16 protein-coding genes are annotated in these 14,378 nt (G+C 57.0%); 8 read left to right on the forward strand and 8 right to left on the reverse strand.

What is annotated here, in order from left to right; translation table 11 throughout:
• Positions 1-54: 54 nt before the first annotated feature.
• A complete protein-coding gene (gene argS, locus UTM25_RS00975; protein WP_194399532.1) occupies positions 55-1,788 on the reverse strand; it encodes an arginine--tRNA ligase in 1,734 nt (577 codons plus the stop codon).
• Positions 1,789-2,027: 239 nt separating this feature from the next.
• Here argS and UTM25_RS00980 point away from each other — a divergent pair, with 239 nt between their 5' ends.
• Both UTM25_RS00980 and cutC read left to right on the forward strand, forming a co-directional pair.
• Positions 2,028-2,588 (forward strand): VOC family protein, encoded by a 561-nt coding sequence (locus tag UTM25_RS00980; protein ID WP_194399531.1) that lies wholly within the window; start codon positions 2,028-2,030, stop codon positions 2,586-2,588.
• 78 nt (positions 2,589-2,666) lie between these two features.
• Complete coding sequence (gene cutC / locus UTM25_RS00985) at positions 2,667-3,410, forward strand: copper homeostasis protein CutC (RefSeq protein ID WP_194399530.1); 744 nt, start codon at positions 2,667-2,669, stop codon at positions 3,408-3,410.
• 205 nt (positions 3,411-3,615) lie between these two features.
• Here cutC and cmoB read toward each other — a convergent pair whose 3' ends face one another.
• The 5 genes from cmoB to UTM25_RS01010 are packed head-to-tail and all read right to left on the reverse strand — an operon-like array spanning position 3,616 to position 7,196.
• Entirely contained in the window at positions 3,616-4,587 is a 972-nt protein-coding gene (gene cmoB / locus UTM25_RS00990) for a tRNA 5-methoxyuridine(34)/uridine 5-oxyacetic acid(34) synthase CmoB (protein WP_024909685.1), read from the reverse strand.
• Positions 4,584-5,327, reverse strand: a complete 744-nt coding sequence (gene cmoA, locus UTM25_RS00995) for a carboxy-S-adenosyl-L-methionine synthase CmoA (protein WP_194399529.1) — start codon at positions 5,325-5,327, stop codon at positions 4,584-4,586. The genes cmoB and cmoA overlap by 4 nt, the downstream gene beginning before the upstream one ends.
• A 40-nt stretch (positions 5,328-5,367) precedes the next feature.
• Positions 5,368-5,763, reverse strand: a complete 396-nt coding sequence (locus UTM25_RS01000; RefSeq protein WP_021240443.1) for an MAPEG family protein — start codon at positions 5,761-5,763, stop codon at positions 5,368-5,370.
• A gap of 51 nt (positions 5,764-5,814) precedes the next feature.
• Positions 5,815-6,633: a DUF72 domain-containing protein gene (locus tag UTM25_RS01005; RefSeq protein ID WP_194399528.1), complete on the reverse strand. Its 819-nt coding sequence runs from the start codon at positions 6,631-6,633 to the stop codon at positions 5,815-5,817.
• Positions 6,630-7,196 (reverse strand): hydrolase, encoded by a 567-nt coding sequence (locus UTM25_RS01010; protein WP_194399527.1) that lies wholly within the window; start codon positions 7,194-7,196, stop codon positions 6,630-6,632. Before UTM25_RS01010 ends, UTM25_RS01005 begins: the two co-directional genes overlap by 4 nt.
• Before the next feature lie 263 nt (positions 7,197-7,459).
• Here UTM25_RS01010 and aspS point away from each other — a divergent pair, with 263 nt between their 5' ends.
• The 6 genes from aspS to ruvB all read left to right on the forward strand — a co-directional run bounded on the left by aspS (position 7,460) and on the right by ruvB (position 12,730).
• Positions 7,460-9,247, forward strand: coding sequence for an aspartate--tRNA ligase (gene aspS, locus UTM25_RS01015; protein WP_320714157.1), 1,788 nt, complete (start codon positions 7,460-7,462; stop codon positions 9,245-9,247).
• 1 nt (position 9,248) lies between these two features.
• The gene (gene nudB, locus UTM25_RS01020; RefSeq protein WP_121932055.1) at positions 9,249-9,692 is read left to right on the forward strand and encodes a dihydroneopterin triphosphate diphosphatase; all 444 of its coding nucleotides are present in this window, start codon (positions 9,249-9,251) and stop codon (positions 9,690-9,692) included.
• A 27-nt stretch (positions 9,693-9,719) separates the two neighbouring features.
• The gene (locus UTM25_RS01025) at positions 9,720-10,460 is read left to right on the forward strand and encodes a YebC/PmpR family DNA-binding transcriptional regulator (RefSeq protein WP_194399526.1); all 741 of its coding nucleotides are present in this window, start codon (positions 9,720-9,722) and stop codon (positions 10,458-10,460) included.
• A 34-nt stretch (positions 10,461-10,494) separates the two neighbouring features.
• Positions 10,495-11,016 (forward strand): crossover junction endodeoxyribonuclease RuvC, encoded by a 522-nt coding sequence (ruvC, locus tag UTM25_RS01030; protein WP_006176048.1) that lies wholly within the window; start codon positions 10,495-10,497, stop codon positions 11,014-11,016.
• Positions 11,017-11,096: 80 nt separating this feature from the next.
• A complete protein-coding gene (gene ruvA / locus UTM25_RS01035) occupies positions 11,097-11,711 on the forward strand; it encodes a Holliday junction branch migration protein RuvA (protein WP_023312236.1) in 615 nt (204 codons plus the stop codon).
• An 8-nt stretch (positions 11,712-11,719) separates the two neighbouring features.
• Positions 11,720-12,730, forward strand: coding sequence for a Holliday junction branch migration DNA helicase RuvB (gene ruvB / locus UTM25_RS01040; protein ID WP_023312235.1), 1,011 nt, complete (start codon positions 11,720-11,722; stop codon positions 12,728-12,730).
• 57 nt (positions 12,731-12,787) lie between these two features.
• Here ruvB and znuB read toward each other — a convergent pair whose 3' ends face one another.
• Positions 12,788-13,573 carry a zinc ABC transporter permease subunit ZnuB gene (znuB, locus tag UTM25_RS01045; RefSeq protein WP_194399525.1) on the reverse strand — a complete coding sequence of 262 codons (786 nt, stop codon included), beginning with the start codon at positions 13,571-13,573 and terminating at the stop codon, positions 12,788-12,790.
• Complete coding sequence (gene znuC / locus UTM25_RS01050) at positions 13,570-14,325, reverse strand: zinc ABC transporter ATP-binding protein ZnuC (protein WP_023312233.1); 756 nt, start codon at positions 14,323-14,325, stop codon at positions 13,570-13,572. Before znuC ends, znuB begins: the two co-directional genes overlap by 4 nt.
• Positions 14,326-14,378: the final 53 nt, after the last annotated feature.

Genomic DNA, 14,378 nt, shown 5'->3' on the forward strand with positions numbered 1-14,378 from the left:
TTGAATGAGCAGGAAGGCAAAAAATAAAACCCGGCGATTGCCGGGTTTTTTGTATTACATGCGTTCTACGGTTTCGATACCCAGGGTATCCAGACCCAGCTTCAGGGTCTTCGCCGTGAGCTGCGCCAGCTTCAGGCGGCTGTTGCGGACCGATTCGTTTTCCGCAGACAGAATAGGGCAGTGTTCGTAGAAGCCGGAGAACAGACCCGCCAGATCGTACAGGTAAGCACACATCACGTGCGGCGTGCCGTCACGCGCGACAACCGTCAGCGTCTCTTCAAACTGCAGCAGGCGCGCCGCCAGCTGTGCTTCACGATCTTCCGTGATGGTCACTGCCGCATTCGCCAGTAGGCTTTCATCAATGTTCGCCTTACGGAACACCGAGAGCACGCGGGTGTAGGCATACTGCATGTAAGGCGCCGTGTTGCCTTCGAACGCCAGCATGTTATCCCAGTCGAAGATATAGTCGGTGGTACGGTTCTTGGAGAGATCCGCGTATTTCACCGCACCGATACCCACGGCGTTGGCCAGTTTTTCCAGTTCATCGGCAGGCATGTCCGGGTTCTTCTCGGCCACCAGACGGCGGGCGCGTTCCAGCGCTTCGTCCAGCAGGTCGGACAGCTTCACGGTACCGCCCGCACGGGTTTTGAACGGTTTGCCGTCTTTGCCCAGCATCATGCCGAACATGTGGTGTTCCAGCGGCACGCAATCCGGCACGTAACCGGCTTTACGCACGATGGTCCACGCCTGCATCAGGTGCTGGTGCTGACGGGAGTCGATGTAGTACAGCACGCGGTCAGCATGCAGCGTCTCGTAACGGTACTTCGCACAGGCGATATCGGTGGTGGTGTAGAGGTAGCCGCCATCCTTTTTCTGGATGATCACGCCCATCGGTTCGCCTTCCTTGTTTTTATACTCATCAAGGAACACCACCGTTGCGCCTTCGCTCTCTACCGCCAGGTTTTTCGCTTTCAGGTCAGCCACAATGCCGGGCAGCATTGGGTTGTAGAGACTTTCGCCCATCACGTCATCACGGGTCAGGGTGACGTTCAGACGGTTATAGGTCAGCTGGTTCTGAGACATGGTGATGTCGACAAGCTTGCGCCACATCTCGAGGAAGTATTGGTCGCCGCCCTGCAGTTTAACCACGTAGCTGCGCGCGCGCTCGGCAAAGGCTTCGTCTTCGTCGTAGTGTTTTTTGGCTTCGCGGTAGAACCCTTCCAGGTCCGCCAGCGCCATTTCACCCGCGTTTTCCTGCTGCTGTTTTTCCAGGTAAGCAATCAGCATGCCGAACTGGGTACCCCAGTCGCCCACGTGGTTCGCGCGGATCACCTTGTGGCCGAGGAACTCGAGCGTGCGCACCGCGGCATCACCGATGATGGTGGAGCGCAGGTGGCCAACGTGCATCTCTTTCGCCACGTTCGGGGCAGAGTAGTCGATCACGACGGTCTGCGCCTCCGGCTGGGAAACGCCCAGACGGTCAGATTTCAGGGCCGCGTCAACGTGGCGTGCCAGGAATGCAGGCTCAAGGAAGATGTTGATAAAGCCCGGACCGGCGATTTCGGTTTTGCTGGCAATGCCGGAAAGATCCAGATGCGTCAGTACCTGCTCAGCGAGCTGTCGCGGCGGCATGCCCAGTTTTTTAGCCACTGCCATCACGCCATTAGCCTGATAGTCGCCAAACTGTACTTTTGCTGACTGACGAACCTGCGGTTCGCAATCCGCAGGCGCGCCTGCGGCAATCAGTGCCTGACTGACTTTTTCGGAGAGAAGAGCCTGAATATTCACCTGGATACCTTACGTTTTTGATGCGGGCTTACAACCGCCCGCGCCAGTTAAAGAATTTAGGGCGGGAGTATACTGCAAATGCCCTCTGGCGTCAGCATTGCGGGGCCTGAAGATTGCTCAGAATCCAGGCGGTGAAGGTGTGCATAATCATGCAGTCGCAAAAAGCCAGATTCTGCGGTTGGTCAAAACAGGGCAACAGAGTAAATTAGCGGCTTTGCGACATGAAAAGAGAGTGACTTATGGCGAACTGGCAATCCATTGACGAACTGCATGATATTTCCGCAGATTTACCGCGCTTCACCCAGGCGTTCACAGAACTTGCCACCCGTCTCGGTCTGGAAATCGCGCCGCTTGAGGCCGATCACATCTCTTTGCGCTGTCATCAGAATGCCACGGCCGAGCGCTGGCGTCGCGGGTTCGAACGGTGCGGCGAGTTGCTCTCCGAGAACATCATCAATGGTCGCCCGATTTGCCTGTTTAAGTTGCATGAGCCGGTGAAAGTGGCGCACTGGCAATTCAGCGTGGTTGAACTGCCGTGGCCGGGAGAGAAACGCTATCCGCACGAAGGCTGGGAACATATCGAAATTGTCCTGCCGGGTGAGCCGGAAACGTTGAACGCCCGCGCGCTGGCCCTCCTTTCTGACGAAGGCTTAAGCAAGCCGGGAATTTTTGTGAAGACGAGTTCACCCAAAGGCGAGCGCGAGCGGTTACCTAACCCGACGCTGGCCGTCACTGACGGACAGGTCACGGTGAAGTTTCATCCGTGGACCATTGAGCAGATCGTTGCCAGCGAAGCGTAAGAGATGTGAGTTCACGCCGGGACTGAAAACGGACGGCGTGTCATGATGTTTCGTTTAGTGGAATTTCAGGAGGATTAAATGGCGCTGCTGGAGATTTGTTGTTACAGCGTGGAGTGTGCCGTGACCGCGCAAAAGCACGGGGCTGACCGCATTGAACTGTGCGCGGCACCCAAAGAGGGCGGGCTGACGCCGTCTTACGGCGTGTTGAAGTCTGCCCGTCAGGCCGTCACCATTCCCGTTCACCCGATTATTCGTCCGCGCGGCGGTGATTTTTGTTACACGGCGGGCGAGTTCAGTGCCATGCTTGATGATATCGCGCTCGTTCGGGACCTCGGGTTTCCAGGGCTGGTGACCGGCCTGCTGGATGAAGACGGCAATATCGATATACCGCGCATGCGTCAGATTATGAGCGCCGCGCAGGGGCTGGCCGTCACTTTTCATCGCGCATTTGATATGTGTAAAGATCCGCTTCAGGCCTTTGAAAAGCTTGGAGAACTTGGCGTGGCGCGCATCCTGACATCGGGTCAGCAGGCGTCAGCTGAAAAAGGACTGCAATTAATTACGGAACTAAAAGCACATTCCGGTGTTCCAATAATAATGGCGGGTGCGGGAGTCCGCGCCAGCAATCTGGAACGGTTTTTAAACGCTGGGGTAGAAGAGCTGCACAGCTCCGCGGGTAAATGGATACCTTCGCCCATGCGTTATCGCAATACAGGGTTGTCAATGTCGACGGATGCTGAAGCGGATGAGTATTCACGCTATGGCGTAGAGGGAGAGTCGGTTGCGGAAATGAAGTCGCTGATTGAGCGCCATCACGTGTAGCAACGTACCGATTTTTACCGCGCATCATGTCGCCCAATATGATGCTTGCTTGTACCAGGCCCCTGCAATTTCAACAGGGGCCTTTTTTTCTCCTTCATATTTCAAGCCGCAGCTGGGTTGGCCGCCTCGCTGCAACTTGAACTATTTCGGAGAAAACGTGCTACCAGTAGGCCGGATAAGGCGTAGCCGCCACCCGGCAAAAAGGCTACGGCTTAGTCGCAATCAGCACCGCACGCATCGGGGCTGGATAGCCTTCGATAGTTTTGCTGTGGTCGGCCGGGTCGAGGAATTGCTCCAGCGATTCGGTGATCATCCAGTCGGTTCGGCGCTGTTCCTCGAGCGAGGTCACGCTGACGTCGGCAATCCGCACATCCACAAACCCGCACTTCTCCAGCCAGTTCTTCAGCGCCAGCGCGGAAGGGATGAAGTAAACGTTGCGCATCTGCGCGTAGCGATCGCCCGGCACCAGAACGGCATGTTCATCGCCTTCAATCACCAGCGTTTCCAGCACCAGCTCGCCGCCGCTGACCAGCTGATCCTTCAGTTGCCACAGGTGTTCAAGCGGGGAACGACGGTGGTACAGCACGCCCATGGAGAAGACGGTATCAAAGGCTTTCAGGGCAGGGAGTTGTTCAATGCCCAGCGGCAGCAGGTGCGCGCGCTGGTCGTTACCCAGCAGCTTACGCACCGCTTCAAACTGGCACAGGAACAGCTGCATCGGATCAATACCGACCGCCAGATGCGCCCCCGCGCCAATCATGCGCCACATGTGGTAACCGCTGCCGCAGCCCACGTCCAGAATGGTACGTCCGGTCAGGTCGGAAAGGTGGGGCAGCACGCGATCCCATTTCCAGTCCGAGCGCCATTCGGTATTGATGTTCACGCCGTAAAGTGAAAACGGCCCTTTGCGCCACGGCATCAGGTTACGCATCAGCGTTTCGATGCGGTTGATCTGTCCGGCCGGAAGCGGCTCTTCGCTCTCGGCGGTTACGCTGTGCAGAAGATCCAGACGATGCGGGGTCAGTTCGGGCAGAAACTCCACCGCATTTGACCACTGCTTTAACAGGCCGTGCTGCTGATCGCGCTGCCAGGCCGCAATCTGCGCGGGCAAGGTTTCCAGCCAGTGGGAGAGCTGGTTTTTGGCAATCAGCTGATAGAAGTTGCTGAATTCGATCATGCGGATTCTCCCGCTTTCAGCGCCACCAGAGAGCCAAAGTTAAAGCACTGGAACCACAGTTCGCTGTGCTCAAACCCGGCTTTGCTCAAACGCGCTTTGTGGGTTTCTACGGAATCCGTCAGCATCACGTTTTCGAGCATGCTGCGCTTCTGGCTGATCTCCAGCTCGCTGTAGCCGTTCGCCCGTTTGAAATCGTGGTGCATATTGAACAGCAATTCGCCAACCTCGGCATCTTCGAAGCTGAATTTCTCCGAGAGCACCAGCGCGCCGCCGGGATTCAGCCCCTGATAAATTTTGTCCAGCAGCAGCTGGCGGTCTTCAGGCACCAGGAACTGCAGGGTGAAATTCAGCACCACCATCGAGGCGTTATTGATCTCAATTTCGCGGATATCGCCTTCCACCACGTCTACCGGAACAGGGGCTTTATACGCGTCAATGTGGCGACGGCAGCGCTCAACCATCGCCGGGGAGTTATCGACGGCAATGATTCGGCAGCCTTCCTGGTGAACGTTACGACGAACCGACAGCGTTGCCGCGCCGAGCGAGCAGCCCAGATCATAGACCTGCGTGCCGGGTTGAACGAAGCGCTCAGCCAGCATGCCGATCATAGAGATAATATTGGAATAACCGGGAACAGAGCGCTGGATCATATCCGGGAAGACTTCGGCTACCCGTTCATCGAAGGTCCAGTCGCCCAGGCTGGCGATAGGCGCGGAAAAAAGCGTGTCGCGATCTGACATAACGTAAAAATCCGGGAAAAATAAAGTGGCGTATTGTGCGCTAATGGAGGGAGAAAACCAACTCCCACGGCATATACCACAGGTTAGCCAGCACCATCAGCAAAAGCGAACACCAGGTCGCACTCATGCCGGAACGACGCCAGCGGATTAAGCGGTGGTGAAAACCGTAATAGTGCATCAGGCGGCCAGCAATAAGAAGCAGGCCACAGATGTGCACCATCCAGGTTTCTGCGCCATTCATCTCCATAAACAGCAGCAGGATTAAGGCTGCGGGGATGTATTCGACCGCGTTGCCATGAATGCGGATAGCGCTTTGTAGCTCGGAAAATCCGCCGTCACCGTAAGAGACGCGGTACAGCGTTCTGAGGCGCACAACATCAAATGAAAACTTTATCAGCAGTAATGCACCTAACACCGCATACAGCGCGCTGACCATACAAACTCCCTGTTTTTGGCAGATGGCACTTCACTATGATAGGGGGTGATATCAGAAAAGAGAAGATTGTTGTGGGATGGAAGGGGCGCTGCCCACGGACGGCACCGCAGCCTGCAAGGTCTGCCACAGAGCATCGACCAGTTCGGGCGCCTGGGCGATATCCGGCGTATGTAAAAATAGATAGGGCGTGGTGGTGTGTTCCCACTTCGCTAACGTTTGCAGCCAGACGGCGAACATCGCCTGATTTTGCTGCATGTTATCGCTGCCGATAAACCTGACCATTGGGTTATGCGCGGTCACGATGGCGTGGACCGGCACTTTCGGTTTTTTACGCTGAGCTTCAACGATGGCTTCGCTATGGGGCACAGCGCTGTGTACCGGGCGGCTATCGAGGATCACCCGGTTAACGGAACGCTCAAGCAGGCCGCGATTGAGCGCTTTTTCTGCTTCGCCCTTCGCAAAAAATTCAGGATGCCTGACTTCGACGCCGTAGGTGAATTCGCGGGGCAGGGTATCCAGGAACTGCCAGAGCGCAGGCAAATCGCGCGGGCCAAACGTGGAGGGTAGCTGGATCCAGTACTGACCGATGCGGTTCGCCAGCGGCGACATGCGCGTAAAAAATTCTTCGGTCAAATCACCGCAGTTGCGCAGCGCGGCCTGGTGGGAAATGGTGGCCGGAAACTTAAAGCAGAAGCGGAAGTCGTCGGTCGTTTGTTCCCGCCAGCGCGTAACAATCTCGGCTTTGGGGAGCGCATACAGGGTGGTGTTACCCTCGACACAGTTGAAGTGTCGGGCATACTCCTCAAGGCTGGTGATGCCAAGGCGTACCCATTTCGGGTGCGACCACTGGGGCAGGCCCACGTACATCATAGCGCGCTGACAATCTCATCCGTGCTGCGCACGCGGCCGATGCGCGGGAAGATATGGGTCATGCTGCCCTGGTGCTGTTCCGCGGAGGCCGCGCTGCAGGCATCTTCGGCGATCAGCAGATTAAAGCCCAGCTCCCAAGCGTTGCGGGCGGTAGACTCCACGCCGATGTTGGTGGAAATGCCGCACAGGATGATGGTGTCGATGCCGCGGCGGCGGAGCTGCAGTTCGAGATCGGTACCGTAAAATGCGCCCCACTGGCGTTTGGTCACTTCGATGTCGCTGTCGCGTTTGCCGAGTGCGGCCGGGTACGTCCACCAGTTTTCAGGCAGGGCGCGTGCTGGAACCTGGGCATCAACGGGCTGTTTTAACGCTTCGGCGTAATCAGCGGACCAGCCGACGCGCACCATGACAACAGGCGCACCCTTGGCACGACATGTTTCCGCCAGGCGAGCAGCGCGGTTGACCACATCATCCGCAGTATGCGGGCCACCGGCGAATGGCAGAATGCCTTCCTGTAAATCAATCACAACAAGTGCGGTTTTACTGGCATCAAGTGTTAACATCGTTACTCCCGTTAAATGAATCACTTCCAGACACCATACGACGTGATGGCCTGTTCCTGGGCGGATAATTTTGTTAATTTTTGTGAGAATGCGCAATAAGAGTGCAGCAAACGACCGCCTGGCCGTGGTTCGCTCTTATCGTCCGGCGGAATTTCCAGTATAATAGCCGCCTTTTTTCATCCAGTTGTGACATACAGAAAGCTGCGACATAGTAGCCTGCATACCAGGCGACATTTAGCCTGCGGCTAATTAAGGGATATCTCATGCGTACAGAATATTGCGGGCAGCTGCGTCAGTCCCACGTCGGACAGCAGGTAACCCTGTGTGGTTGGGTCAATCGTCGTCGTGATCTTGGTAGCCTTATCTTCATCGATATGCGCGACCGCGAAGGTATCGTTCAGGTGTTCTTCGATCCGGATCGCGCAGATGCGTTGAAGCTGGCCTCTGAGCTGCGTAATGAGTTCTGCATTCAGGTTACTGGCACAGTGCGCGCGCGCGACGAGAAAAACGTCAACGCCGACATGGCGACGGGCGCCATCGAAGTGCTGGCGTCCGATCTGGTGATCATCAACCGTGCAGAAGCGCTGCCGCTGGACTCCAACCACGTCAACACTGAAGAAGCGCGTCTGAAATACCGCTACCTGGATCTGCGTCGTCCGGAAATGGCTCAGCGCCTGAAAACCCGTGCGAAAATCACCAGCCTGGTGCGCCGCTTTATGGATGACCATGGTTTCCTCGACATCGAAACCCCGATGCTGACCAAAGCCACGCCGGAAGGCGCGCGCGATTACCTGGTCCCATCCCGCGTTCATAAAGGCAAATTCTACGCGCTGCCGCAGTCTCCACAGCTGTTCAAACAGCTGCTGATGATGTCCGGCTTCGATCGCTACTATCAGATCGTTAAATGCTTCCGCGACGAAGATCTGCGCGCTGACCGCCAGCCAGAATTTACCCAGATCGATGTGGAAACTTCCTTCATGACCGCCGAGCAGGTGCGTGAAGTGATGGAAGCCCTGGTGCGTAGCCTGTGGAACGACGTGAAAGGCGTTGAGCTGGGCGATTTCCCTATCATGACCTTCGCTGAAGCCGAGCGTCGTTACGGCTCTGACAAACCAGACCTGCGTAACCCGATGGAGCTGGTGGACGTAGCAGACCTGGTGAAAGGCGTTGAGTTTGCCGTCTTCGCTGGCCCGGCTAACGATCCTAAAGGCCGGGTGGCCGCCCTGCGTGTACCGGGCGGTGCGGCACTGAGCCGCAAGCAGATCGACGACTACGGCAACTTCATCAAGATCTACGGCGCGAAAGGTCTGGCCTATATTAAAGTGACCGAGCGTGCGAAAGGTCTGGAAGGCATCACCAGCCCGGTAGCGAAATTCCTGAACGCGGACATCGTGGAAGCGATCCTTGAGCGCACCGGCGCGCAGGACGGCGACATGATCTTCTTCGGCGCAGACAACAAGAAAGTCGTGGCGGATGCGATGGGCGCGCTGCGTCTGAAGCTCGGCAAAGACCTGAGCCTGACCGGCGAAAACAAATGGGCGCCGCTGTGGGTTATCGACTTCCCAATGTTTGAAGACGACGGTGAAGGCGGCCTGACCGCAATGCACCACCCGTTCACCTCGCCAAAAGACATGACGGCGGCAGAGCTGAAAGCGGCACCGGAAGATGCGGTCGCCAACGCTTATGACATGGTTATCAACGGCTACGAAGTGGGCGGTGGTTCCGTGCGTATTCACAGCGGCGAAATGCAGCAGACCGTGTTCGGCATTCTGGGCATCAACGAGCAGGAGCAGCGCGAGAAGTTTGGCTTCCTGCTGGACGCCCTGAAATACGGTACGCCGCCGCACGCGGGCCTGGCCTTCGGTCTTGACCGTCTGACCATGCTGCTGACCGGCACCGATAACATTCGTGATGTTATTGCCTTCCCGAAAACCACTGCCGCAGCGTGTCTGATGACCGAAGCGCCAAGCTTTGCCAACCCGGCCTCTCTGGCCGAGCTGGGCATTCAGGTGCTTCCGAAAGCTTCAAAAGAGATTTCGGAGAACGAATAATATGCAGTATAAGCTTCCCGTTTCGGTCCTGGTGGTCATTTATGCAGAAGACACGAAGCGGGTGCTGATGTTGCAGCGGCGCGATGACCCTGATTTCTGGCAGTCGGTAACCGGCAGTCTGGAAGAGGGGGAAACCGCGTTGCAGGCCGCCGCGCGCGAAGTAAAGGAAGAGGTCACCATTGACGTTGCCCGCGAGCAACTGACCCTGAAGGACTGCCAGCGCACGGTGGAGTTTGAAATTTTTAGCCATTTACGTCATCGCTACGCGCCGGGTACCGAGCGCAATACGGAGTCGTGGTTCTGTCTCGCGCTCCCCCATGAACGGGAGATCGTGTTTACCGAACACCTGACCTACCGCTGGGTGAGTGCGGCGGATGCCGCCGCACTGACCAAGTCGTGGAGCAACCGGCAGGCGATTGAAGAATTTGTAATTAACGCAGCCTGAGAAGGCGCGATTTTTGGAGAACTTTTTATGGCAGGTCATAGTAAGTGGGCCAACACCAAACACCGCAAAGCGGCACAGGATGCTAAGCGCGGTAAGATCTTTACCAAAATCATTCGCGAGCTGGTGACAGCAGCGCGTCTGGGCGGCGGCGACCCGGCTTCTAACCCGCGTCTGCGCGCGGCGGTAGATAAAGCACTGTCTAACAACATGACGCGTGACACCCTGAACCGTGCTATCGCACGTGGCGTGGGTGGTGATGAAGACGCGAACATGGAAACCATCATTTATGAAGGTTACGGCCCTGGTGGTACTGCGGTGATGGTTGAGTGTCTGTCCGACAACCGTAACCGTACCGTTGCGGAAGTGCGCCACGCGTTCACCAAAACCGGTGGCAACCTGGGCACCGACGGTTCCGTGGCTTACCTGTTCAGCAAAAAAGGCGTCATCTCCTTCGAGAAAGGCAACGAAGATGCGATCATGGAAGCGGCGCTGGAAGCCGGTGCGGAAGACGTAGTGACCTTCGATGACGGTGCTATCGACGTTTATACCGCGTGGGAAGAGATGGGTGCCGTGCGCGATGCGCTGGAAGCGGCTGGCCTGAAAGCGGACAACGCGGAAGTCTCCATGATCCCGTCCACCAAAGCGGACATGGATGCGGAAACGGCACCGAAACTGCTGCGTCTGATCGACATGCTCGAAGACTGCGACGACGTGCAGGAGGTGTACCACAACGGTGAAATCTCTGATGAGGTTGCAGCGACTCTCTGATGAGAGCGTTTAAACCCGTTACAGGAGACGCGTGATGTCGATTATTCTCGGGATTGACCCAGGCTCACGCATCACCGGTTATGGCGTTATCCGTCAGGTGGGACGCCAGTTAACCTACCTGGGCAGCGGCTGTATTCGCACCAAAGTGGACGATCTTCCTTCGCGCCTGAAGCTAATTTATGCGGGCGTGTCGGAAATCATCACCCAGTTTCAGCCGGACTATTTCGCCATCGAGCAGGTCTTTATGGCGAAAAACGCCGATTCAGCGCTAAAGCTCGGTCAGGCGCGCGGTGTCGCCATCGTCGCTGCCGTGAACCAGGATTTGCCGGTATTCGAATACGCTGCGCGTCAGGTCAAGCAGACGGTAGTGGGCATTGGGAGCGCGGAGAAAAGCCAGGTGCAGCATATGGTGCGTACCTTGCTGAAGCTTCCCGCGAACCCGCAGGCCGACGCCGCCGATGCGCTGGCTATTGCGATTACCCACTGTCACGTCAGCCAGAATGCGATGCAAATGAGTGAGTCGCGGCTCAATCTGGCGCGAGGCAGGTTACGATAATCAGAAATCAGGCTGGATAAACATCCAGCCTTTTTTTATTATGTCGGCAGTTAATTTCTCCCAGAACGCAGGAGCGTCACGTGATAGGCAGACTCAGAGGCATCATCATTGAAAAACAACCCCCGTTAGTGCTGCTGGAAGTGGGTGGAGTGGGCTATGAAGTCCATATGCCGATGACCTGCTTCTACGAGCTGCCGGACGCGGGCAAAGAGGCGATTGTCTTTACCCAGTTTGTGGTGCGTGAAGATGCCCAGCTGCTGTACGGCTTCAATAACAAGCAGGAACGGACCCTGTTCCGCGAGCTGATTAAAACCAACGGCGTTGGGCCGAAGCTGGCGCTGGCGATTTTGTCCGGCATGTCGGCACCACAGTTTGTGAATGCCGTTGAGCGCGAAGATCCTGCGGCGCTGATTAAGCTCCCGGGCATTGGTAAGAAAACCGCCGAGCGCCTGATTGTCGAAATGAAAGACCGCTTTAAAGGTCTTCATGGCGATCTGTTCACTCCGGCAGCCGATTTGGTACTGACCTCCCCTGGCGGCCCTGCGACGGATGATGACGCCGAGCAGGAAGCGGTTGCCGCGCTGGTGGCGCTGGGCTATAAACCTCAGGAGGCCAGCCGTATGGTGAGCAAAATTGCCAAACCGGACGCCAGCAGTGAAACCCTGATTCGTGAAGCGCTGCGCGCTGCATTGTGAGGTAAAGGATGATAGAAGCAGACCGCCTGGTGTCGGCAGGCACTATTCAGGCAGATGACGTGGTGGACCGCGCGATCCGCCCAAAACTGCTTGATGAGTATATCGGCCAGCCGCAGGTTCGTTCCCAGATGGAGATTTTCATCCAGGCGGCAAAGCTGCGCGGCGATGCGCTCGATCACCTGCTGATTTTTGGCCCTCCCGGTTTAGGCAAAACCACGCTGGCGAATATCGTCGCCAATGAGATGGGCGTCAACCTTCGCACCACCTCCGGCCCCGTGCTGGAGAAGGCGGGCGATCTCGCGGCGATGCTGACTAACCTCGAACCGCATGACGTGCTGTTTATCGATGAGATCCACCGCCTGTCGCCGGTGGTTGAGGAAGTGCTCTATCCGGCGATGGAAGATTACCAGCTGGATATCATGATCGGTGAAGGCCCGGCAGCGCGCTCCATCAAAATCGATCTGCCGCCGTTTACCCTGATTGGCGCCACCACCCGCGCCGGGTCGTTGACCTCTCCGCTGCGCGACCGTTTCGGCATCGTGCAGCGTCTTGAGTTTTACCAGGTGGCGGATCTCCAGCACATCGTTGGCCGTAGCGCCCGCTATATGGGGCTCGAAATGAGCGAAGAGGGCGCGTTTGAAGTAGCGAAGCGTTCCCGCGGTACGCCGCGTATCGCCAACCGCCTGCTGCGCCGCGTGCGTGACTTTGCCGAGGTGAAGCACGATGGCTCGATTTCCGCGGAGATCGCCGCTCAGGCGCTGGATATGCTGAACGTTGATGCCGAAGGCTTTGACTATATGGACCGTAAACTGCTGCTGGCGGTGCTGGATAAGTTCTTTGGCGGCCCGGTCGGGCTGGATAACCTGGCTGCGGCTATTGGGGAAGAGCGTGAGACGATTGAAGATGTGCTGGAGCCGTATCTGATTCAGCAGGGCTTTCTGCAACGCACCCCGCGTGGACGTATGGCAACGGTGCGGGCTTGGAATCATTTCGGCATTACGCCACCGGCAATGCCGTAATGTTGTGTTCCCTCTCCCCGAGGGAGAGGGCCGGTGAGGGCTTCTGCGCCCTCCATGTTAATTCGCGGTCTTTTTCATCATACTGAAGATAAACAGCACCGCCGCACTCAGCACCACTGACGGCCCCGCAGGCGTGTCATAGAACGCCGAGAAGGTTAACCCACCCGTTACCGCAATCATTCCGATAATCACGGCTATGCCGGCCATCTGCTCCGGCGTACGGGCAAAGCGACGCGCCGTGGCGGCAGGGATGATCAGCAGCGAAGTAATAATCAGCGCGCCGACAAACTTCATTGCGACACCAATCGTTAACGCCGTCACCAGCATCAGCAGCAGTTTTACGCGCTGCAGCTTCACGCCGTCGACAAATGCCAGATCAGGACTGACGGTCATGGCCAGTAAATTCCGCCACTGCCAGAGCAGAATAGCGAGCACCACCATCACACCAACGGCGATAGCGATGAGATCTTCCGGCGTCACGGCCAGCAGGTCGCCGAAGAGGTAGGCCATCAGATCCACGCGGATGTTCGACATCAGGCTGACCACCACCAGGCCCAGAGACAGGGCACTGTGCGCCATAATGCCAAGCAGCGTATCAATGGCGAGGTGAGGGCGCTTTTCCAGCCAGACCAGACCGGCGGCCAGCAGCAACGTGACCACAATCACCGCGTAGAAGGGGTTTACATCCAGCAGCAGACCAAAGGCAACGCCCAGCAGAGACGCGTGCGCCAGGGTATCGCCAAAATAGGACATTCTGCGCCAGACAACAAACGAGCCGAGTGGACCCGCGGCGCAGGCAAGCATAATCCCGGCCAGCCAGCCGGGCAGTAACAGTTCAATCATGAGTGTCCATTTCCCCGACGCAGTACGATTCGTCCCTGTAGATCATGGCGATGATTATGATGATGACGGTAAATACCCAGCTGTTCAGCGCCGCGGGGGCCGAACATGGAGATAAACTCCGGATGCATTGACACCACTTCAGGCGTACCGGAGCAGCAGATATGGTGGTTGAGACACAGCACTTCGTCGGTTTTTGCCATTACCAGATGCAGGTCGTGAGACACCATCAGCACGGCGCAATCAAGCTCCCGACGTAGCTGGTCGATCAAATCATAAAGCGCAACCTGACCATTCACATCCACACCCTGAGTTGGTTCATCCAGTACCAGCAGCTGCGGGCTGCTCAGCAGCGCGCGGGCAAGTAAAACACGCTGAGTTTCACCGCCGGACAGTTTTTGCAGCGGCGCATCGACAAGATGGCCCGCCTGCACGCGTTTCAGCGCCGGGAGAATATCGGCTTTACGGGTGCCGGGGCGCAAACGCAGGAAACGGCTGACCGTCAGCGGCAGCGTGGCGTCGAGGTGAAGTTTTTGCGGTACATAGCCAATACGCAATTTTTCCTCGCGCTTAATCACGCCTTCATCGGGTGCGACCAGACCCAGCACCACGCGCACCAGGGTGGATTTGCCTGCGCCATTGGGGCCGAGCAGCGTCAGAATTTTGCCGGGCTTCAGATCGAGCGACACGTCAGAAAGGACGCGGCGCTGGCCGAATGAGACCGAAATATTTTCAAGAGAAACCAATGTCGTCATGTCATTTTAAGCTTGAAGAAGTCAACGAATGTTATAATATCACATTCTACGCA

Origin of the sequence: Enterobacter sp. 61D5 (genome assembly GCF_034107965.1) — a bacterium.
Classification (GTDB): Bacteria; Pseudomonadota; Gammaproteobacteria; order Enterobacterales; family Enterobacteriaceae; genus Enterobacter; species Enterobacter cloacae_M.

Coding starts and splice junctions, on each gene's coding strand:
- cutC (WP_194399530.1), top strand. CDS start 2,667: ATGGCGCTGCTGGAGATTTGTTGTTACAGCGTGGAGTGTGCCGTGACC.
- UTM25_RS01025 (WP_194399526.1), top strand. CDS start 9,720: ATGGCAGGTCATAGTAAGTGGGCCAACACCAAACACCGCAAAGCGGCA.
- znuC (WP_023312233.1), bottom strand. CDS start 14,325: ATGACGACATTGGTTTCTCTTGAAAATATTTCGGTCTCATTCGGCCAG.
- UTM25_RS00980 (WP_194399531.1), top strand. CDS start 2,028: ATGGCGAACTGGCAATCCATTGACGAACTGCATGATATTTCCGCAGAT.
- aspS (WP_320714157.1), top strand. CDS start 7,460: ATGCGTACAGAATATTGCGGGCAGCTGCGTCAGTCCCACGTCGGACAG.
- cmoA (WP_194399529.1), bottom strand. CDS start 5,327: ATGTCAGATCGCGACACGCTTTTTTCCGCGCCTATCGCCAGCCTGGGC.
- UTM25_RS01005 (WP_194399528.1), bottom strand. CDS start 6,633: ATGATGTACGTGGGCCTGCCCCAGTGGTCGCACCCGAAATGGGTACGC.
- ruvB (WP_023312235.1), top strand. CDS start 11,720: ATGATAGAAGCAGACCGCCTGGTGTCGGCAGGCACTATTCAGGCAGAT.
- UTM25_RS01000 (WP_021240443.1), bottom strand. CDS start 5,763: ATGGTCAGCGCGCTGTATGCGGTGTTAGGTGCATTACTGCTGATAAAG.
- nudB (WP_121932055.1), top strand. CDS start 9,249: ATGCAGTATAAGCTTCCCGTTTCGGTCCTGGTGGTCATTTATGCAGAA.
- UTM25_RS01010 (WP_194399527.1), bottom strand. CDS start 7,196: ATGTTAACACTTGATGCCAGTAAAACCGCACTTGTTGTGATTGATTTA.
- cmoB (WP_024909685.1), bottom strand. CDS start 4,587: ATGATCGAATTCAGCAACTTCTATCAGCTGATTGCCAAAAACCAGCTC.
- ruvC (WP_006176048.1), top strand. CDS start 10,495: ATGTCGATTATTCTCGGGATTGACCCAGGCTCACGCATCACCGGTTAT.
- znuB (WP_194399525.1), bottom strand. CDS start 13,573: ATGATTGAACTGTTACTGCCCGGCTGGCTGGCCGGGATTATGCTTGCC.